The 19,031-nt window shown below is 37.1% G+C and carries 20 protein-coding genes and 1 pseudogene; 14 read left to right on the plus strand and 7 right to left on the minus strand.

The window, feature by feature from the left end:
* Positions 1–2: 2 nt before the first annotated feature.
* Complete coding sequence (locus tag HXT56_RS01645; protein ID WP_421778267.1) at positions 3–1,286, plus strand: YcxB family protein; 1,284 nt, start codon at positions 3–5, stop codon at positions 1,284–1,286.
* 178 nt (positions 1,287–1,464) lie between these two features.
* Here the strand turns inward: HXT56_RS01645 and HXT56_RS01650 are convergent, their stop codons facing one another.
* From HXT56_RS01650 to HXT56_RS01665, 4 genes are all read right to left on the minus strand, one after another.
* Positions 1,465–1,587: an IS3 family transposase gene (locus HXT56_RS01650; protein WP_349815773.1), complete on the minus strand. Its 123-nt coding sequence runs from the start codon at positions 1,585–1,587 to the stop codon at positions 1,465–1,467.
* Positions 1,588–1,777: 190 nt separating this feature from the next.
* Entirely contained in the window at positions 1,778–2,542 is a 765-nt protein-coding gene (locus tag HXT56_RS01655) for an ABC transporter permease (RefSeq protein WP_250310175.1), read from the minus strand.
* A 59-nt stretch (positions 2,543–2,601) separates the two neighbouring features.
* Positions 2,602–3,327: an ABC transporter permease gene (locus HXT56_RS01660; RefSeq protein ID WP_116712554.1), complete on the minus strand. Its 726-nt coding sequence runs from the start codon at positions 3,325–3,327 to the stop codon at positions 2,602–2,604.
* On the minus strand, positions 3,324–4,088 hold the full coding sequence (locus tag HXT56_RS01665; protein WP_116712553.1) for an ABC transporter ATP-binding protein: 765 nt from the start codon (positions 4,086–4,088) through the stop codon (positions 3,324–3,326). The genes HXT56_RS01660 and HXT56_RS01665 overlap by 4 nt, the downstream gene beginning before the upstream one ends.
* 139 nt (positions 4,089–4,227) lie before the next feature.
* Here HXT56_RS01665 and HXT56_RS01670 point away from each other — a divergent pair, with 139 nt between their 5' ends.
* The 9 genes and pseudogenes from HXT56_RS01670 (at position 4,228) to HXT56_RS01710 (ending at position 12,864) form a co-directional block, all read left to right on the plus strand.
* Positions 4,228–4,929 carry a response regulator transcription factor gene (locus HXT56_RS01670; protein WP_250310173.1) on the plus strand — a complete coding sequence of 234 codons (702 nt, stop codon included), beginning with the start codon at positions 4,228–4,230 and terminating at the stop codon, positions 4,927–4,929.
* 6 nt (positions 4,930–4,935) lie between these two features.
* On the plus strand, positions 4,936–6,333 hold the full coding sequence (locus HXT56_RS01675; protein ID WP_421778268.1) for a sensor histidine kinase: 1,398 nt from the start codon (positions 4,936–4,938) through the stop codon (positions 6,331–6,333).
* A 344-nt stretch (positions 6,334–6,677) separates the two neighbouring features.
* Positions 6,678–6,857, plus strand: coding sequence for a hypothetical protein (locus HXT56_RS01680; protein WP_009994761.1), 180 nt, complete (start codon positions 6,678–6,680; stop codon positions 6,855–6,857).
* Positions 6,858–7,040: 183 nt separating this feature from the next.
* Positions 7,041–7,319: pseudogene (locus tag HXT56_RS01685) on the plus strand (hypothetical protein).
* 148 nt (positions 7,320–7,467) lie between these two features.
* On the plus strand, positions 7,468–8,079 hold the full coding sequence (locus HXT56_RS01690) for a CadD family cadmium resistance transporter (RefSeq protein WP_004136331.1): 612 nt from the start codon (positions 7,468–7,470) through the stop codon (positions 8,077–8,079).
* A gap of 310 nt (positions 8,080–8,389) precedes the next feature.
* On the plus strand, positions 8,390–8,584 hold the full coding sequence (locus HXT56_RS01695; protein WP_004136333.1) for a hypothetical protein: 195 nt from the start codon (positions 8,390–8,392) through the stop codon (positions 8,582–8,584).
* Between the two features lie 132 nt (positions 8,585–8,716).
* Entirely contained in the window at positions 8,717–9,889 is a 1,173-nt protein-coding gene (locus HXT56_RS01700) for an ATP-binding protein (RefSeq protein WP_004136335.1), read from the plus strand.
* 839 nt (positions 9,890–10,728) lie between these two features.
* Positions 10,729–11,214: an NUDIX hydrolase gene (locus tag HXT56_RS01705; RefSeq protein ID WP_421778269.1), complete on the plus strand. Its 486-nt coding sequence runs from the start codon at positions 10,729–10,731 to the stop codon at positions 11,212–11,214.
* A 1,005-nt stretch (positions 11,215–12,219) separates the two neighbouring features.
* On the plus strand, positions 12,220–12,864 hold the full coding sequence (locus HXT56_RS01710) for a helix-turn-helix domain-containing protein (protein WP_004574614.1): 645 nt from the start codon (positions 12,220–12,222) through the stop codon (positions 12,862–12,864).
* Between the two features lie 23 nt (positions 12,865–12,887).
* On the opposite strand, the gene HXT56_RS01715 is transcribed toward HXT56_RS01710, so the two are convergent.
* Positions 12,888–13,289 (minus strand): hypothetical protein, encoded by a 402-nt coding sequence (locus HXT56_RS01715; protein ID WP_004574613.1) that lies wholly within the window; start codon positions 13,287–13,289, stop codon positions 12,888–12,890.
* Positions 13,286–13,489: a helix-turn-helix transcriptional regulator gene (locus tag HXT56_RS01720; RefSeq protein ID WP_004134772.1), complete on the minus strand. Its 204-nt coding sequence runs from the start codon at positions 13,487–13,489 to the stop codon at positions 13,286–13,288. Before HXT56_RS01720 ends, HXT56_RS01715 begins: the two co-directional genes overlap by 4 nt.
* Before the next feature lie 191 nt (positions 13,490–13,680).
* On the opposite strand from HXT56_RS01720, the gene HXT56_RS01725 reads away from it, so the two are divergent.
* Positions 13,681–14,874 (plus strand): hypothetical protein, encoded by a 1,194-nt coding sequence (locus tag HXT56_RS01725; protein WP_297643791.1) that lies wholly within the window; start codon positions 13,681–13,683, stop codon positions 14,872–14,874.
* Positions 14,875–15,002: 128 nt separating this feature from the next.
* On the opposite strand, the gene HXT56_RS01730 is transcribed toward HXT56_RS01725, so the two are convergent.
* Positions 15,003–15,299: a type II toxin-antitoxin system RelB/DinJ family antitoxin gene (locus tag HXT56_RS01730; protein ID WP_421778270.1), complete on the minus strand. Its 297-nt coding sequence runs from the start codon at positions 15,297–15,299 to the stop codon at positions 15,003–15,005.
* Between the two features lie 360 nt (positions 15,300–15,659).
* Here HXT56_RS01730 and HXT56_RS01735 point away from each other — a divergent pair, with 360 nt between their 5' ends.
* The 3 genes from HXT56_RS01735 to HXT56_RS01745 all read left to right on the plus strand — a co-directional run bounded on the left by HXT56_RS01735 (position 15,660) and on the right by HXT56_RS01745 (position 18,824).
* Positions 15,660–16,166, plus strand: a complete 507-nt coding sequence (locus HXT56_RS01735) for a GNAT family N-acetyltransferase (RefSeq protein ID WP_250309299.1) — start codon at positions 15,660–15,662, stop codon at positions 16,164–16,166.
* 10 nt (positions 16,167–16,176) lie between these two features.
* Positions 16,177–17,136, plus strand: a complete 960-nt coding sequence (locus HXT56_RS01740; RefSeq protein ID WP_421778271.1) for a hypothetical protein — start codon at positions 16,177–16,179, stop codon at positions 17,134–17,136.
* A gap of 386 nt (positions 17,137–17,522) precedes the next feature.
* Positions 17,523–18,824, plus strand: coding sequence for an MFS transporter (locus HXT56_RS01745; RefSeq protein WP_421778272.1), 1,302 nt, complete (start codon positions 17,523–17,525; stop codon positions 18,822–18,824).
* The last annotated feature ends 207 nt before the right edge of the window (positions 18,825–19,031 follow it).

Genomic DNA, 19,031 nt, shown 5'->3' on the forward strand with positions numbered 1-19,031 from the left:
AAATGTCAGATTCATCGATTAAAGAGAAGGAAAAGCAGGAACATACTCCCAGAGAGGAGAAAAATCCACTATATTGTGAATCACATGAGCAAATATGTGAGAACCTTAACAGTGCAAATAAGGAATTGCCAAAGTATAAGGTTTTGCGGCTGAGCGCGGAAATCTTTTCCATCTTAATTATTGTTGGAACTGCTTTTATGGCGTCCAATAAGCTACAGCTTTTTGGATGGATCACCTATTGTTTTGCAATTCTGTTTCTTGTTGGAGTTTCTCTTATTTGGGTTATTTGTGTTATTTGGCAGCGCAATATACATAGTCGTTTTAGGAGTGCAAATGTAGAGCGTAATAAATCTTTTCTTAGCTATGGCAAGCAACGGTGGAAGGGTAGAATCTCGCTGATTCTTTGTTGCTTTTTTGTGTTAAGTGGTATTCTAACTGCATTCTTTGGAATAACTGCGGTACGTCTTCCAAATCAGTGGCTTTTGCAGACTTGGGCGTATGTTATATGCGCGGCAATGCCAGTTGTTTGGATGATTACGATTGCTCTTGTATGTGTCTTCTATAATCTCTATCTTATCTCACTCGTACGGAAGATAGGTATAAGAATTGTACTTCGTTGTCTACATGTTCTGCTTTGTGTGCTGATTATCTTAGGTCTTGGATTTTTTGACGTTTTGTTTATTGTTGGCAGATATTCTGTGAAACAAAATGATAATGGTACATACACAGAGCACGTGGATGATATGTATGCTCCTTTTGAGTATTATCTTTATAAGTCTGAAGGCCCATTTTTCCTTAAGTATCTTCGGCCAATGAAAGATTCAAGTGATACTGATCCAAAAATAAGTGAATCTGAGTGGTATAGCAGAATAGATTGCAATAACAGGAAAGATACAAGATTAAAAGATACAAGATTAAAGGCTGAAGAGCCAGATAAAAATTACGATTTGCATGATGCCGCTGAGCGTGATTTAGAATCAAAGAGGGAAAGAAATGCAGCGCTTAAGATATTTGATAAGTATTTTGCGGCGAAAGGCTTTACGTTTAAGGAGAGTTATACTGCGAAGGGGGATATGTATTTTGTTCTGAGTGAAAGCCGTTCGGACATTACTTATCTGCAGTATAACAGGGACTCTCAGGATGGAAAATGTGGTCTTTATATTCTGTTTAAGGCTTCAAAATCTTCAAATGGAAGCTGGTCGCCGAGTGATGCTCATATGCAGAACACTTATACTTATGAATATAGCACTGGACTAATTGCAAAGAGCAGTATGGCATATTGGTAGTAGGGTTGATTGGTAGTAGGGCAGATTGGTTGTATGTCAGAATCGTTGGATGCCAAAATCGAAGAGTATCTGAAGATTGCCAGATAGTGATTGCCAGATAGTAGAATCCATATTTGCGTGCTCTAGTTGCTTGGGTTGATATGTACCCAGAAAACTGGACACATGTTTTGACACGGGGTTAACAAATGGATGCCATCCTGTACCTTACGGGATGCATCCATTTTGTTTTCTTCTGGATCCTGCAATTGTTGTAGTAATCTATATATTCACTTTCCAATTTGAATTTAAAACTATAGCGCATAAAAATACCCTCCTTACTGGTTTTGTCCAGTAAAGAGGGTGCATATCAATTTAGACAAGGGTGTGTGTTTGTTTTACTGATTGCTTATCTTATTAAACAAAGCACGCAAACAAACAGTGTTGTGTTAGACGGGTTTTTAGGTTCACGTCTGCATTTGTTATTTCTCTGCATTGTTATTTAGTATCTTTTGTTATCTCATTTCTTTTTTACCAAATTGTGTTATTGCAATCAAAAATACAAACACAGATATTGCAATTGCACATGGCAAAAATGGTATAAGATTAAAGCCGTTTCCTAATCCTGTTGATGTAACTGCATGTAGAGAGCGGGAAACCATATATCCGCTGTAACAATAAGGATAAACTATCCAAAGTGGAGTATTTGCTATTAATACGCCAGGAATTACAAGAAGTATATTTAATCCAATGGATAACATTGACTTTTCAAAAAGCACAGTAATCGCCCACATGACTATTACGCTTGGAATCATAGTCAAAAACAGATCTAAACACCATTTTAGCAGATACATAATTGGGAGCGTTTCTGTAACTCCTGTGCTACTGGTTGCAAACAATCCTGCTATAACGAATACAGCAAAAAATACGACCATTTCCATAAGCAAATAAAATAGCAGTACGCAAAATTTTGCAGCAGAAATCGCGTATCTGCTAACAGGCAGTGCCAGCATTTTTAGTATTCCGTTATTGCTTGTTTCTCGTCCTGCAATCATCACGCAAACAACAATCATACTAAGCGGAAGCAAATAGTATGAATAGACTAATGCGCTTTGAATAAACATAGCAGCCCATGCGTGTGTATATTCTGGAGTGAAGTAGCTATGAAGGCTTGCTACACCAGATCCAACCACAAGTAATGGCGCAATAAAAATCAAAGGAATAATTTTACTACGCTTTACTTTCTTAAATTCGATTCTAAGAAGTTCAAAAAATCTCATTTTCATAGTCTCCTTATTCATAGTTATATAGTGCAAGTTTTTACTTATAGTGCGTGTTTTTATTCATAGTGCAGGTTCTTAGCTGCCCACAATCCAGAACATAAAAACAGAAGTGTTTCAACTATGGATACGATTACGACCGTAGTATTAGGTTGCGCGCTCATGGCAACTGCTGGTTTTAGCATAACTATAAAAGGTGATGCCATAAAAAGCACAATGTCTGAAGAAGCCAATGCCATGCCGCTTAAAAATCCTGCTACACCAATTCCAAGCGTTACCCACATGTTTTCAAATCGTGATGATACAAAAATCATAAAGGACAATACAGGCATTGACGTAATAAATGAATATGCAGCAAAAGATATAAGAGTACTTACATTAAACGTGCCTTGTGGCAAATCTGTTACACCGATTTTTGCAAGTGCTAAATTTTGTATGCAAATAACGATTAGTAATAGAACAGTCAGCAGCATAAATTTGCATAGGTACATAGCAGGAACGCTCATAGGCAGCATATGCATCCTTTTTACTGCATTTCCCTTAAATTCCATGTTGTAGATAATGCATGCTGCGACTATTATGCCGAACATGTTTAACACCATAATCATGCCGTAAAGCTGTGTGAGAAGAATATCCATAGGAGCTAAAGGCAGGTTTAATAATGTATTTTTTCGTACAATAAAATTCACAAAAGCGTACGCTGCTCCCATAACTCCAATAGCAATCATAAGAGCTATAAAGCCAGTTCTCTTGCATTTTTTTAGTTCGATTACAAGCGTTTTCATAGTCGTGCACTCTGCTTCCTGATCTTATTGTCTTCATCAATCATGGATAGGAACATATCTTCCAAATTGTCGGAAGCAAAACCAGATCGTAATGCATGCTGTCGTAGTTCATCTAAACTACCTTCAAATAACAAGTGTCCGTGATTAAGTATTCCAATATCATCTGCAATAAGCTCAATTTCGGATAGCATATGAGAAGAAATAAGAATCGTGCAATCGTAAAGATCTGGCAGTGACTTAATCAGATTTCGGATTTCGTGTATGCCAGATGGATCGAGTCCATTTGTTGGCTCATCTAAAATCAAAATAGGTGGTCTACCAAGCAATGCTCCAGCAAGACCAAGCCTTTGCTTCATGCCAAGCGAATATTTTTTTGCAAGACGGTCTGCAAACTCAGAAAGACCCACTAATTCTAATGCGTCATCAACTGCACTCTTAGGTAGTTCTAAAATGCGACGTATAATGTCAAGATTTTCTCTACCTGTTAGATTTGCATAGAAAGATGGTGATTCAATAAATGAGCCTATTTCTTTCAAAATAGGTATGCGATCGGCAGGAAACTGCTTTCCGTCTATTGTAAATACACCTTTTGTTGGAGCCGTAAGCCCTAGGAGCATTTTCATTGTTGTAGATTTTCCAGCTCCATTTGGCCCAAGAAAGCCGTAAATGCTACCTTTGCGAATATGAAGTGAAACATCATTAACAGCAATAAATGACTTATATTTTTTTGTTAAATGTTCTGTTGTAACAATATTGTTCATGGCAATATCTCCTTTCAGGATTTACGATATTGCGTCAACCTTTCTACAACATTCTCTTCACCTTACATCTACCTTACATTTTTATGCGAGGTCAAAAAATGAACATTCACATGGCATAATATATGTTAGGGGGTTCTCCATGAATCGGAATGATTATTTATTGAACAAGCATCTGCTACTTGTTGATGATGAGCAGGAACTTCTAGATATGGTTGTATCCATATTAAACGAATACGGTTTTTATAATATAACGACTGCAAAAAGTATAAAAGATGCAGTAGAGGCAACACAAAAATTGCGTCCAGAATTAGCAATCCTTGATGTTATGCTCCCCGACGGTAATGGGTTTGAGCTAATGAAGCAGATAAAACAATATAGTGATTGTCCTATTTTATTCCTTACTGCTTGCGGTGAAGATGAAGATAAGTTTAAGGGATTTGACTTAGGAGCAGACGATTATATTGTAAAGCCGTTTCTTCCAAAAGAGCTAACGTTTCGCATTATGGCAATTTTAAGACGAAGCTACAAGAGCGAAAATCCCATTGTTAAACTGAAAAATAGTCAGATTGATTTTTCTTCTGCCCAAGTAATAAAAAATAACGAACATATTCCACTCACAGCCAAAGAATATGATTTACTTTCTGCACTTTATAGAAATGCTGGATGCATTGTAACAATTGACGCGTTATGTGAAGCTACATGGGGAGCTAATCCTTTTGGATATGAAAATTCTTTAATGGCACATATACGTCGTATCAGAGAAAAAATAGAACTCAATCCATCGCAGCCTGTTTCTTTAATAACAGTTAAAGGCTTAGGATATAAGCTGATTGTGGAGTAAAGCAGAATGAAAAGCATACCAAAACTAATACGACGCTTCATAAGTATTTTTCTACTAAGCTCTGTGCTTATAGTATTAATGAATATTATTGCGTTTATTGTACTTATAGGAACTTACGCTCCCGATGAAGAGATGTCTCCTTATAGCATAGCAAAAGAGACGGGAGAAGCATTACAATTATCCGCAAGTGGGGATTATGCATTATCCAAAAATATGTCTTCCAAATTGACAAATTCTGGCGCATGGGCAATTCTGATTGATAATAATACGTTGAAAGTCGTATGGAAAACAGAAAATGTCCCTGCGGGTATTCCAAATAACTATACTTTGTCTGATATAGCTAATTTGAGCGTTGGTTACATTGATGGTTATCCAACTTACACTGGCAAAAATAAGGATGGAGTTGTTGTAGTCGGATTTCCGCACAACAGCTTTTGGAAACATACGCGACCAAGTTGGAACTACAGTTTAATCTCAAATTTTCCGCAGATTGTTTTAAGCGTATTATTTATCAACATTTTGCTGATTCTTGGAATTTATTTAATAGCTAATATAAAACTACTAAAATCAATTAATCCGATTACAAAAGGGATACAACGTTTATCTAGTGGAGAAAGCGTGCATATTCCAGAAACAGGAGCGCTTTCAGAAATTTCATCTAACATAAATTCTGCCTCCGATATTTTGCAAATACAAAAAGAACAATTGAGAAAAAGGGAGACTGCAAGAGCAAATTGGATAGCTGGGGTTTCGCATGATATTCGTACGCCGTTATCTATGGTTATGGGATATGCGGGACAGTTAGAAAATTCTCTACATATTTCGCAAGAAGATTGTAAAAAAGCGACGATGATTATTAAGCAAAGTGCAAGAATGAAGAATTTGATTAATGACCTTAATTTGGCTTCAAAACTTGAATACAATATGCAACCAATTATGAAAAAAGAAGAAAATGTTGTTGCTGTTGTTAGGCAAGTTGTTGTGGATTTTATGAATATGGGTATGCAAGATGAGTTTTCGATTAAATGGGAAACGGACGCAGAATTGACTGTTTGCAATATTAATGTAGACAAAGATTTATTAAAACGAGCAATATCTAATCTTATTCAGAACAGCATATCTCATAATGAAAATGGGTGTACGATTTATGTATCCGTTGCTGCAAATAATAATAATTGTATTATTTGTGTTGAAGATAACGGTATAGGTGTTTCAGATGAAAAAATCGAAAAGCTTAATCATGAACCGCACTATATGATTTGTGATACAAGTACTGCAGAGCAACGGCATGGTTTGGGTTTGCTGATTGTTCAGCAGATTATTGGCGCTCATAATGGAACAGTTGATATAAGTAGAAGCAAATACGGTGGGTTTAAGGTATCTCTAACGATACCGCTTAATTGAATATGGGCAGTAGATGGATGACATCTTTCCACTTAATTGTGGAGAGTGTCGTGTTGATGTCAAAGGCTTAATAGGTGGGTGCAAGTTTGCCCTTGTGTAGCAGGGGTTTGCAGGGTCTATCGTTAAAAGGTTTAGCGTGTGGCGGATTTAAGCTGGGTTCTTGCGGTCTTTGAGAGTGATTTTGCTGTATGAGGGAAGATATCGACGCTCTAGGGTTGAGTGCACAGGATGTTAACGTTAAAAAGTGCACACACTTTGCACCCACCCTGTGAAGTGGTAAAATATAGCTCAAAAGGTAAAATGAGGCCTGATTATTAGTATGTGCACGAGGAGGTATTTAAGGAATGGACAAGCTCGTTCGTTTTTGCCGTGAAGTAGCGACATTCGGCTTGACGGTTGCCTTAATCGCGATGCTGGTTGCCTTAATATGGGATGGCACACTTGCTATTAGAATTGGTTTCACCTCTTTTGTTATTGGTGTCACAGTGATTTCGCTTAAGACTGTCCTTCGAAAGACTGATTGAATTTTGTTTGGTTCAAGTCAATAGTTGAATATCTCACGTTGGGTGACTATTACTGATCTCTGTCAGTAATAGTCACTTCTTTTTATGAATCTTAAAGTCAGGCTCAATGTCCGTCCTGTTTAGCCGGTGATTAGGGGTAATCGTTAAAAGATTAACAACTGTATCAATGAAAATGCACGGAAATTGCAGAACCAGGATGAGTATGAGAAAAAATATACGAGTCTAGTGAACAGGTTTAATACTGTAGAATAAAGGCTTAAGGAAGTAAAAGCTCGCATTGTTGACAAGCAAATGAGGCATGATGAAGTTGAATATTTTATCGAGGACTTGAAAAAACAGGACTTGTTAACAGTGTTCGATGAAAACGTCTGTCTTAGCATGGTTGACCATCTAACTGTGCATCACGATGGAAAGGTTGATCTTACTTTCCTTGATGGGAGCAAAACGGAACTAAAGTGTTAAGATTACAGGAAAAGTGTAAGGTAAAATAAAAGTATATCAGCAAGTCACTGACGTGCTTTTTTGCTGTTAAAAGAGTTACGGGTTGAGTATAAATGGAGAGAAGAGGGTGCGTCTGTCTAAAAAATTTAACATTTTGAAAGGAGAAATAATGGAAACAATAGTATCTGCTTTATTAGTTTTTGTTTCTACATCCATTGACTACTTAGTTGTTTTGACTATTTTATTCGCTAGTCAAGGAAAGAAAGGTTTGAAATCAATTTATTTAGGGCAGTATTTAGGTACAGGACTGCTTGTACTGGCTAGTCTTATTGCCGCTTACTTTTTAAATTTTATTCCACAAGATTGGATTATCGGACTCCTTGGTCTAATTCCGCTAGGTCTTGGTATAAGAGCAATTTTTGTGGATGAAGATATTGATGAAGAAGATATCGAGGGGAAAATTACCGGAAATGGATCAAAAATCTTAGCATTTACAAGTTTAACAGTGGCAATGGGTGGAGATAATTTAGGAATTTATATCCCTTATTTTACAGGAAAGAGTTTGATTGAGATTAGTATAAGTTTAGTAATATTTGCCTTAGGGATTTTGATTCTATGCAAATTATCTCAAAATCTCGCCTCAATTTCTGCTATCGGAGAGACTGTGGAAAAGTACGAAAAAGTAATTGTACCTGTCGTGTTTATTGGACTCGGTCTCTATATATTGATTGAAAATGGAACTATTAATTATTTCATAGGTCAAGTCCTAAAAGTGGTGTAAATTCATTTCCTTCCCTTTATCTGCTATTTTTATGTTCAAACTCAAACGAGAAAAATAAGTGGTGCTTCCCACCGTCACGGCGCTTCACCGTGCTATAAGATGCAGGAGGCTGATTAGCCGGGTGCATTTTAGTCCTTGTATAGCAGGGGTTTGCGATGGCTATCGTTAAAAGGTTTAATGCGAAGTGGCTTTAAGCTGGGTTTTCGCGATTTTTGAATGCGATTTTGCTGTCGAGTAGTTGTGCGCTCTAGTTGCTTATGTTTTGGGGAACAAAATGGTATAAAAATTGTAAAAAAGTTCCCTACATTATTTGATTTCTCACGGTAACGGTTTGCTGGTTATTCCAGGAAATAAGGTTTCTGAGTTTAAGAAGTTGCTTGTTGGGTATTACGAAGGTGAAGATTTGCAGGCTGTGACTGATGTGTTTGCTTGCGTTAGTGAGGATGATTGGAAAGCACGGTGTGTAAAATACATGTCATCAAATCATAAAGGGCAAAATATTTAGTGTACGGAGCAATTCTTTTGCTGCGTGTTTTTTACTCGTAAAAGATAAGTTGACCATTTTGGGCGTAATTTTAAAGTTGAACTTGAAATTTACGCCCAAAATGTATACCCTATTATGAAAAGGGAGTCTTTTATGATAAAAAGAAAAGTTGCTGAAAAGTTGGTGCAAGTTTCCAAGCAAGTGCCTGTAGTTACTGTAATCGGGCCGAGACAATCTGGTAAAACTACCCTAGTAAAGGAGTGTTTTCCAGAATACAATTACGTCAATTTAGAAGATCCTTTTACTAGAGCGTTAGCTACAGAAGATTACCGAGGATTTTTTGCAAGCTACAAAGAACCTCTTATTATAGATGAAGTTCAGCGAGTGCCTGAGCTTCTTTCAGCAGTGCAAGTTATGGTTGACGAGGACAGAGAGAGAAATGGACGATTTATACTAACTGGAAGTCATCAATCAACCCTGCAAAAAGAAATTTCTCAATCTTTAGCAGGTAGAACGAGCATAGTAACGCTTCTCCCATTAAGCATGGATGAACTTGCCGAAGATGGACGTCTAGGTAAATTATCTGCCGATAAGTTATTAATTCAGGGTTTTATGCCTGAATTATATAGGGAAAATTCAAGAGAAAGCAGTGTGTATTATCGCGATTACTTGAATACCTATGTGGAAAAAGATTTACGCGAAATGTTGGAAGTTAAGAATTTGGATAAGTTTCTACGATTCTTAACCTTGCTTGCAGGCAGAGTTGGGCAAGTTGTAAATTTGTCTTCTATGTCTGGAGATGTTGGCGTTTCATCTGCAACTTTGTCGCAATGGCTGTCAGTACTTGAGGCATCTTATATAGTGTATAAGTTACAGCCATATTTTTCTAACATTTCAAAGCGGCATACCAAATCGCCAAAAATCTATTTTACAGAAATTGGATTGGCTTCATACTTATTGGGAATTGAAACAGAAAATCAAGCGAATAGAGATCCGTTACGTGGAAATCTTTTTGAAAATCTAATCGTTTCGGAAGTCCTAAAATCTCGATTGAATGAGAATAAAACTCCTCAGCTGTTTTACATGAGAACAGAAAAAGGTATAGAGGTGGATTTGATTATAAAGAAAGAAAATGCTTTATATCCGATCGAAATAAAAACATCAATGACACCTAATAGATCGTTTTCTAAGAATTTGCTATCTTTTGTAGATGCGGAAGAAAATGCAAAGAATCCTAAAATTATTTATACAGGACAGTCATACCCACAATTTAATGGCGTTGAGTATGTTAACTTCAAGGACATGAAAAATTACCAGATGTTCTAGATGACGCTGGTATAAATGCTTATGCATTGTCAAGCGAAATAAACAGACGGTCGTTACTATGGGATTGAAATCTCTACGAACTGAGTCATCTGTGCTGTGTGGCTTTACTGGTGTATTAGTAGGACGCTTGGCGGATTTTAGTTCCGATGTTTGGCGGCGTTCGTTAAGATGATTGGAAAGCGCTGTGCAAAAATGAGAGAAAACAAATTGGCGGTCGGTTGCGCTCATTTGTCGGCAGAAATTGCGCTTTCAACGGAAATTGCCAATCGCACTTGCTACTACGCAACTGCTGTTTCATCTATAATTTCACCATAATCATGATGAATTCGAGTTTGAAATGGAGATGTTTTTATGATTTTAGCAGATAAAATATTGGAACTGCGTAAACAAAACGGTTGGCCGTTGGCCGCATTGACTTACGGAGTAATAGAAGTAGTGCTCAAAGTGTGGAGGCTTGGAAAGAAATAAGTGACTTCCAGCGTCGATTTTGTGGCGAATAACAGGTGTTATCCGGACGAAATATGGTATGCTTGCGCTTATATTACCCCCAAGGAGTGAAAGTATGATTAAAATGTCGTGCATATAGGCTTTACCGTCGGGGTGCGGACATTTTTTAGACAGCCACACCCAGCCTACTTCTGTTCTCGATAAGACTTATTCCTCCAAGTTATCAAGTTGCTTATTTGATGGCTAGCGAAGATGCTCGTAGTAGGGAATTTGGCGTTTATTGATTGGTTAAGGATAATTATCCTAAATATGTTTTATCGATGGACACAATGAATTTTTCGCAAGAAGGGATTATACACAAATATTTACCAGATTTTCTAAAGGAGTAAACTATGGAATATAATTGCGGATTTATTAACGATAAAAAAGCATTTAGATATAGAGCAGCAGCCATCATAGTCGAAGAAGGTTGTGTGCTATTTGCAAGAAACGATGAGGACGACTATTTCTACTCAGTTGGCGGAGCGGTTCACATGGGCGAGACATCAGAAGAAGCCGTTAAGAGAGAAGTGTTTGAAGAGACAGGTCTTAATTATGAAGTAAATCACCTTGCCGTCATACACGAGAACTTATTCATCGGTAGCTCCGGCTTAGATGGAGTAGACTTCCATGAGCTTACACTCTACTACATGATGAAGCCCATGGGCAAAAGAGATTTTACGAGCCAAAGCACTACAGAGTCAGGTGCTAAAGAGACAATGCATTGGTTACCTATAGATGAGCTTGATAAGTTTAAGGCTTACCCGACATTTATGAAAGAATATCTTAAATCGGAGCATAGTGGAATAGAGCATATAATTTCAGATGAAAGATATTAATGAATCCCGCTATTATGGCAAGAGATCGTTACATAAACATTATTTCTGTTTATGTTCGGGCAGAACAATCAGCCGAAAATATTCGCCAGGATACAATTAGAGCAGTTCGAAGATGTACTCTCTTACATAGATTATGAAAACATAGATCATGATACAATTACGCTTATCTGAGTCTCGAAAGGCGCAGAATACGCGTTGATGCCGGAGTAATGATCATTGAATTCGGTGGAGAGGAAGAAGAAAATCAGAAGGCTAAAGCGGAGTCTCAAACCTTGATACTTGAAACACTTATGTTTTTGGATTGATTACCGTAGTCCCTTTACACTGCCACAGATATGCACGTTCCAACCCCATTGCCATCTTCCGTCATGCGACGAGCGTTAAGATCAGCTTCGTGATGGAGGGTTATCATCAGGGTAGTCTTGAAACATGCGAGACTGTCGTATTGATGTCAAGGGCTTAATAGGTGGGTGCAAATTTGCCTTTGTATAGCAGGGGTTTGCGAGAGTTATCGTTAAAAGGTTTAATTTGAAAGCGTAAGTGCGATGTTTCATTGTTTTCCTTGCGAATTGGCGGGTTTTCATTCCGACGATTGTCTGGATTTTGTTCCGATGTTTGGCGGGATATTAGTGCGACGATTGGCTTTGTTTAGAAATGTGGTTGTAGGACTAAATGTTAAAAGGTTTAGCGTGCGGTGGATTTAAGCTTACTTCTCGAGATTCTAGATGTGATTTTGCTATTCTGCTGTCGAGTGTTTGTGTGCTCTAGTTGCTTATGTTTTAGGGAACAAATTAGTGTAAAAATCGTAAAAAAGTTCCCTACATTATTTGATTTCTCATGCTGTTACAGTTGGTAACTATAGTGTTTCACCTTGTTTCTTTTTCCGTTGTAAATTATTTGTTAGTTTGTAATTAGGCGGTATATAAATCAAATGTTTCAATACTAATTTGGTTTCCGTCAAGTAATTTCATGATGTGTAATAAGTGATTTGAAAGGAGTTGTGTTATGAGTAGTGTTATATCTTTGGGAGAAAAAATTAAAAAGGCTCGTCTGGAAGCTGGGTTGACGCAGGAGGAGCTTTCGGAATTATTGATGGTATCTCGTGCTGCTGTAGCAAAATGGGAAACGAATCGGGGTTTGCCAGATATAGAGAATCTGAAATTTATTGCATCTGCTCTAAGCGTGAGTGTTGATTATCTTTTGGATGAGAACAATAGCGTTGATTTTTCTATTACTAAGAAGCCTATTAATCTCAATAAATATGGTTTCGACGGTAGGTTGAGCGGTTTTAAGAAGTCGAAAATTAAAGAGCAGATTGTATTAGATGAATATACTGACTCAGAAATCAATATGCTAACTGTTGTTAAGACTTATAACAGTTCATCTGAGAAAATGGTGGATAATTTTGTTGGATGGTTTTCTACTCTCCTTGGAGGATTGCCATTGTTTGGCATATATGATTTCAGTAAAGCTGTTTCCACTCTTGGGGCTGATCAGTATTATTTGGTGGATAAAAAAGATAAGCAGTATTTCGTGCTTATAACTGATGAGTATATTATTAGCAGAATTATGGGAGTGGCGTTTAATAGTAAAAAGTTCCGTATTGGAGATAAAGAATTTATGAAAGTTGGTTTTCTTCGTAATAAGTAGTAAATGGGAGGGTGGGTCTGGTTTTAATATTTTTTCTCATAATATTTGTTGATAAAAAACATGATTAATGGAGAGAAGGCGACTGAAATAGCTAAAAGAGTAGCTGGTAAATATGCTTTTGTGATAAATGCAATTATGGCAATTATTCCCATTAGGTGCATTAGTATGAATGCCATTGTTGCATTTACTTTATCTTTGATTTTCTCGTTTCTTTCATCGTTCATATTTATTTTGTATGTGTGGTCTTTTTTCATCATCTTATAGTGCATGATTTTTACGTGTGAAAGTGAGATAATCGCAACAAAAACAACTGACAATACAATTTCGACGGATTCATTCAGTTTAAGAGTCAGTGCAAGAATTAATCCGCAAATACCTATTACATAACCTATGTACCAAAAATTCTGGGTTTTCTGTTTTTTCATTTTTTATCCTCCTCGTAAATAAATATTTCTTCGATTGTTAAATCAAAGTACTTAGCAATTTTGTATGCCAATATGATTGACGGGTTGTATCTTCCATTTTCCAGAGAACCGACTGTTTGTCTTGATACTTCGAGTGCGTCAGCAAGTTCTTCCTGGGTTATGCCTTTTTCTTTTCTAATTTGTTCAAGTCTATTTTTCACATTACATTCTCCTTTCTAATGGAAAGCTAGCTTTACATATAAGATAATTGTTTTGAAAGTAAATGTCAAGTTTGCTTTCCATTGGATTTAATTTCGATAATGTTGTTTGCAAAGTTTCATAGTATTCAAGAGAGTGAGAAAAATAGAAGTATAATTTTCTTTCAGATACTATTTCAGATAGTATTGTTCTTATGGGTAACAGTAGTGAGCTTTCGGTAAGTAACAGTGAAAATGCGTTAGTAGATTTTACTGAAAAACTTCTTGTGGATGTTAAAGATTTTAACAATAACAACAATAAAGTATTAAGTGTTCCAGTATCTGAATTATTGAATTTTGGATCTGGTTTATCGTCATTAATTCCTGCATGTAATACAGTTACTCAAACAATAACCATTCCTACGGATGGTCTTTATAAGATTGCTAATAAAGCTGCAGGTGATACTCTAAAATACGCAAAAAATGGGAATCTATGGGGATCTTTAAGAAAAGCTGACGGTGGTTCTAGAATGATGCAGATTTCAAAGATGGATTCTTTGCAAGGTTCTATGAAAACAGTATCTGCGTTTAATCCTGCTCTTTTAATGATGGCTGTGGCTATTTATTCTATTGAAAAAGATATGAAAAAGATTAAAGAGACTCAGGAAAAGATACTTACCTTTATGGAAGTTGAGAATGAGTCACAAATTGAGGCAGATGTTGAGTCATTGATGGGGATTGCTTCTACTTATAAGTGCAGTTGGGATAATGAAATTTCTGTTACGAATAATCATAAGCTTGTTATCGATATTAAGAATCGTGCTAGAAAGAACATTATTGCTTATCAGAAAAAGATTACTGATATTCTTCTGTTAAAGAAGTTTATTGTGTATAAAAGTAACGTAAATTCGACGTTGTCTGATTTAGGGAAAAAGTTTAAGTATTACAGATTGTCGTTGTATATTTTCTCTCTATCATCTTTGATGGAAATAATGTTAAGTGGTAATTTTTCGGAAGAGTACATTAGTAATGCAGAAAATGAGATAAAGAAATTGTCTGATGACTACCGTGAGAAATTTGAAAAAAGTTCTTTATATTTAGAAAAACTTGGTAATTCGGAAGTGGAAGTCAACGTTGTGAAAGCTATGGGTACTGCTGGTGCGGCTGTTGGTAAGCTAATTGGTGGTATTCCTTTAGTTAAAGATGGTTCTGTTGATGAGTTTTTACAAGATAAAGGAAACGGATTATATGAAAATGCTAATGCAATGGGGGCAAAAGCAGTAAAGGAGTTTGCTGTTTTGCGTGATCCGGAAACAAAAGTGTTTGTGGAAAAAATGGAGAATATAACTCAAATTTACAATCGTACTTCGCAAATATGTGTTGATAAAGAAAAAATATATTTGTTGTAAGTCATATATTGTTTCATGTTGTAAGAAAACGTTTAACGCGTTGATGTCAAAGGCTGATTAGGTGGGTGTGTTTTATAACGTTCGAAATTACGCTATTTCATTCGTTACTTTTTAACCCAAATCGCGCATTAGTTGTTTGGGTCGTTAGCAATGACTTCATCTGCACTATAAGATTTGCCAGTCGAAAGTGAGTTGATGCCTTTTTGTAATTCTTTATCCAACTCGGCTCTTGTTAAGCTACCTAAAGCAGTAGGCGTATTAACTGGCAAGCGGAGTTCAAAAGGCATACCTTTTTGTAAAACGATTTGACTATAAAGCATTTGGATTGCTGAAGATGGAGTTATTCCAAGCTGGTTCAATATGCTTTCAGCATTTTCTTTAAGATTTGTATCGATTCTTGCATATACAGCGTTTGTGTTTGTCATTGTGTGGCGTCCTTTCTAACCTTATTTTACAAAATGATTGCAAGCATACGCAAGCAAATGAAAGCAAAAGTTTAATCACTATTTAGATTATGACTTCACATTGTTGTATCTTCGGATTCAAAATCAAGCTATTAAGCCAATCTTAAACCTTTTAACGATAGCCCTTCCTATCGTTAAAAAGTGCGCCCAATATCCATAGTATGCACTTGAAAAAATTAAAAATTTTTTCTTTAATAAGGCTTGTATGTGTGGTTTTTTTTTTAATAGTAATACTATTAAAGCTAAACAGACTATTATGGATTCTAATTTTAATAGAATTGCATTTTTATTAGAATTGCATATTAAGAATAAGGGGAACTTATGAAATTAATTAGACCAGATAGTAAATATATCCAAGGTTATATAGAAGCAAATGAAGAAGATGAAATTTTTAGGCCGAATGCAGAAAGACGTTTTATATACCCTGAGACAATTATAGAGAGTTCTTATAACTATGAACATGGTATAAATTTGCCTGAAAATTATGTTAGAGCTACTACGTTTTGGCTGATAGATAATGAAAAATTTATTGGTGAGATTAATATTAGGCATGAATTAAATTCTTTTTTAATTAACTATGGTGGTCACATAGGGTACGAGATTAGACAATCTGAATGTATGAAGGGCTATGGAACAAAAATGCTTTCTATGGCACTTACATATTGTAAAGAGACTTTGAATCTACATAAAATTTTGATTACATGCGATGATGACAATATCGGATCCATACGAGTTATAGAAAATAATGGTGGAATTTTGGAGAACAAAGTGAAAAATAGCTTATCAAGAGGAAACGTTACAACAAGAAGGTATTGGATTAATATATAGAGGAAAGATGATGAGTGAGACGAATGTAAGGCCAGTGCTTTTCAAGCATGCTTTTTGGGGTCATGTGATTACAGAAACTATTGCTAGCGTTTGCACGCTTATTATTGCGTTGCTTGTACAGCAGTTCGTAGGGCACCGCGTACTAGGTTGGGAAACTGTGGTCATACTCGCGTTGAGTGTTGTGGTGTTTTCGCTGCTAAGTGCAGCGTATCTGCAGTGGGATAGGCATCGCAGACCAGATGACGGATCTGGTGATTTACTCATAGGAATCATCGATTTTGCGTTAAGGCTTCTGGTGACTTCTGGTATTGCTTTATTGCTTGTTTCCAATATCACGCTGCTAAGCATTATTATTGGTGCAGCGATTACTAGTGTGTTGCTGTTTGTTTTTGAAAAGCCTTGGCAGCCAGGTATGACGGATGCGCAATTACAGGAAGCTTCACAGAAATCGGTTGAGCTTGGCGTTCAAATGCTTGAAGAAGAGCGCGTAAAGCGCGCCGAGGCGAGAAACATGATTGCATTACAGCATGTGAGCGAAGGTAAAACAGGCACTCCTAGAGGCGTGTCTTTAACATTTTCCTCGTTAATCGTTGCGAATATGCTGATGGAAGCAGTATATGCTGTTGTCACATTTTTGCTTGCATTGATGCTGCAATGGTGGATGCTTTGTACTATCGCTGGCTGGAGCACGCTACTCGTCATATTCTTGGGCAATATGCTATTTTCTTGCGTGGCGGCTGCGGTTATGGTTCTGATGGGTGCATTGAAGGCTGATCAACAGAAATGCCTAACAAAAAGTTGGCCTTTCTTAGTTGTTGTTGTACTGCTTCGACTGCTGATCTTTGGTGTTCTCGCTTGGCTTCTTACACCGAGTTTGGCATGGGTGAGCGTAGTTGTTGGTATTGTGCTTACCAATATTGTTCTCGTTATCAAGTGGCACCCACGGAGAAGAACCGCAGTAGCCGCATAAGATTTTATAAGACTGTTTTCTTCTCTTTTGAGCAAAAGGCTCTACGCACGTTGAGAGTGTTGTTTTTATGCTGAGCGTTGTTCAATGCGTATAATTATGTGATAAAAACACTAAAATACGTATAATTATGTGATTAAATGCACCAAAACATACATAATAGTGTGATATTCGCTAAGATATAATGCAAATTTTGCTTTTTCTTTAAACGAGAGTATAGTGTTACCAAATTTGTAAAATAAGCTATTGGATTTGTGTAGTTTGTAGTGAATTATTTAAGTTGGATAGCGATTTGCAAGTAATCATGCGAGTAGTTATGTAAGTTTGCATGTAAGTGTTCATGTAAGTTTGCATTATTTTGAAAGAGTTTTAGGGGAGAGCTTGTTGCTGTGAAGACGATTTTTAGCAAAGATAATATTTTTATTCGTATGAGATCTATTAGTCCAGCATTGCGATGGGCGCTTGTTGGCTTTTGTTTTTCTATGCTTGGCAATCAGGCGTACGAAGGCTCGGTTTTGCCTTCTATTATTATTGTGGGCTTGCCGGCTTGGGTGATTGGTTTTCGTAAGACTTTTATGACGGTTGCTGATTTTCTTTCGCCATGCTCTGGTTGGATTGTTGATAAGCTTGGCGGTTTTCGCGCTCTTGCAATGACTGAAGGCGTAGAAGGCGTGCTCAGTTTACTACCGCTTCTTATGCTTGGCTCTCCTGCGTGGAAGTGGTCTCTTGTAGCTCTTTCTTGTGCGTTGTTGATTACTGGTCAAGTGATTGATATTGCTAGCGAAGTTTTTGAGGTTGATGCTGCAGGCGGCGATGACGGCATGATTGTAAACTACAGTGGCATTGTGAGCGTTTTGGCGAGTATTACAGGAACGCTGCTTGGCTCTCCGCTTGGTTCGTGGATTGCAAGCTGGTCGATTCCTGCGGTTTTGATTTTCTCGTCCGTGACTTCTTTTGCGGCTTGCGCTACGCGATTTATTATGAAGCAAGACATTGCGCAAGCATCTAACGAAGTAGAGGGAGCGTCGCAAGATGTAGAGAATGAATCGCAAGCGATTAGTGAAGAAGGAGAAGTATCGCAAGAATCGCAAGCAAATGATGTGACTAACAAATCTACAGCTAAGCAATCCGCGAATCCATTACTCAAGAGTAAAATCATGCTTCTTGCCGGATCTCTTTTGGTTGCTTTTATTCCTGCATGCTCTGTTTCCTATATCCTGCTCGGTTTTGGTAAGCAATATGGTTCTAACTCTTTGACGATATTGTATATTTTCACTGGTGTAGGAAGCGTATTTGCGTCCGTTTTGTATGCGCATTCGTCTCAAAAACTCGGTTTAAGAAAAGTTGCGATTTTAGGTATTGCTGTGAGCTTGCTTGCTTATTGCCTTATGTTTATTAATCTTTTGCCAATGATGTGCTTTGCATTCTTACTTGAAGCAATTGGCGGAATGTTGCTAGTGGAGCCGATTATTGTTGCGCGTCAGATTCTGTTTAAGGGAAGTACTCTCGCTAAGTTTTCTGGTTGGGCGCGCCTCGCGTTTGCGATTGGTGCTACAACTGGTTCTTGGATTGGATTTGCATTCTCGTCTACGTTCCAATGGCAGCTTTTGCCTATACTTGCGCTGATTTTCACAGCAGGATTACTTGTTGTTTTGCCGCAGCTGCCAAACATGAGCTACGTTACGGATTAGATTAATTTCGTCGCTATGTGGTAACCCAAGTTGTGATTTTGTGCAAAACTACTTTTGAGTCCTGTCGTCTTTTGCTAAGATTTGCTGACATCCAACGATTTGCATATATATGCATGTATGTGTATAATCTGTAAAAAATAAAAACAAAAATCTTGCGAGTATGAATACAAATAAAAGAGTATAAAATATACTGCACAAACCACAATA

The sequence above is a fragment of the Gardnerella nova genome, assembly GCF_049244055.1.
Classification (GTDB): domain Bacteria; phylum Actinomycetota; class Actinomycetes; order Actinomycetales; family Bifidobacteriaceae; genus Bifidobacterium; species Bifidobacterium vaginale_H.

Bases quoted from the DNA above. Each gene is read 5' to 3' on its own strand.
- HXT56_RS01645 (WP_421778267.1), top strand. From the start codon at position 3: ATGTCAGATTCATCGATTAAAGAGAAGGAAAAGCAGGAACATACTCCC.
- HXT56_RS01650 (WP_349815773.1), bottom strand. From the start codon at position 1,587: ATGCGCTATAGTTTTAAATTCAAATTGGAAAGTGAATATATAGATTAC.
- HXT56_RS01655 (WP_250310175.1), bottom strand. From the start codon at position 2,542: ATGAGATTTTTTGAACTTCTTAGAATCGAATTTAAGAAAGTAAAGCGT.
- HXT56_RS01660 (WP_116712554.1), bottom strand. From the start codon at position 3,327: ATGAAAACGCTTGTAATCGAACTAAAAAAATGCAAGAGAACTGGCTTT.
- HXT56_RS01665 (WP_116712553.1), bottom strand. From the start codon at position 4,088: ATGAACAATATTGTTACAACAGAACATTTAACAAAAAAATATAAGTCA.
- HXT56_RS01670 (WP_250310173.1), top strand. From the start codon at position 4,228: ATGAATCGGAATGATTATTTATTGAACAAGCATCTGCTACTTGTTGAT.
- HXT56_RS01675 (WP_421778268.1), top strand. From the start codon at position 4,936: ATGAAAAGCATACCAAAACTAATACGACGCTTCATAAGTATTTTTCTA.
- HXT56_RS01680 (WP_009994761.1), top strand. From the start codon at position 6,678: ATGGACAAGCTCGTTCGTTTTTGCCGTGAAGTAGCGACATTCGGCTTG.
- HXT56_RS01690 (WP_004136331.1), top strand. From the start codon at position 7,468: ATGGAAACAATAGTATCTGCTTTATTAGTTTTTGTTTCTACATCCATT.
- HXT56_RS01700 (WP_004136335.1), top strand. From the start codon at position 8,717: ATGATAAAAAGAAAAGTTGCTGAAAAGTTGGTGCAAGTTTCCAAGCAA.
- HXT56_RS01705 (WP_421778269.1), top strand. From the start codon at position 10,729: ATGGAATATAATTGCGGATTTATTAACGATAAAAAAGCATTTAGATAT.
- HXT56_RS01710 (WP_004574614.1), top strand. From the start codon at position 12,220: ATGAGTAGTGTTATATCTTTGGGAGAAAAAATTAAAAAGGCTCGTCTG.
- HXT56_RS01715 (WP_004574613.1), bottom strand. From the start codon at position 13,289: ATGAAAAAACAGAAAACCCAGAATTTTTGGTACATAGGTTATGTAATA.
- HXT56_RS01725 (WP_297643791.1), top strand. From the start codon at position 13,681: ATGGGTAACAGTAGTGAGCTTTCGGTAAGTAACAGTGAAAATGCGTTA.
- HXT56_RS01730 (WP_421778270.1), bottom strand. From the start codon at position 15,299: ATGACAAACACAAACGCTGTATATGCAAGAATCGATACAAATCTTAAA.
- HXT56_RS01735 (WP_250309299.1), top strand. From the start codon at position 15,660: ATGAAATTAATTAGACCAGATAGTAAATATATCCAAGGTTATATAGAA.
- HXT56_RS01740 (WP_421778271.1), top strand. From the start codon at position 16,177: ATGAGTGAGACGAATGTAAGGCCAGTGCTTTTCAAGCATGCTTTTTGG.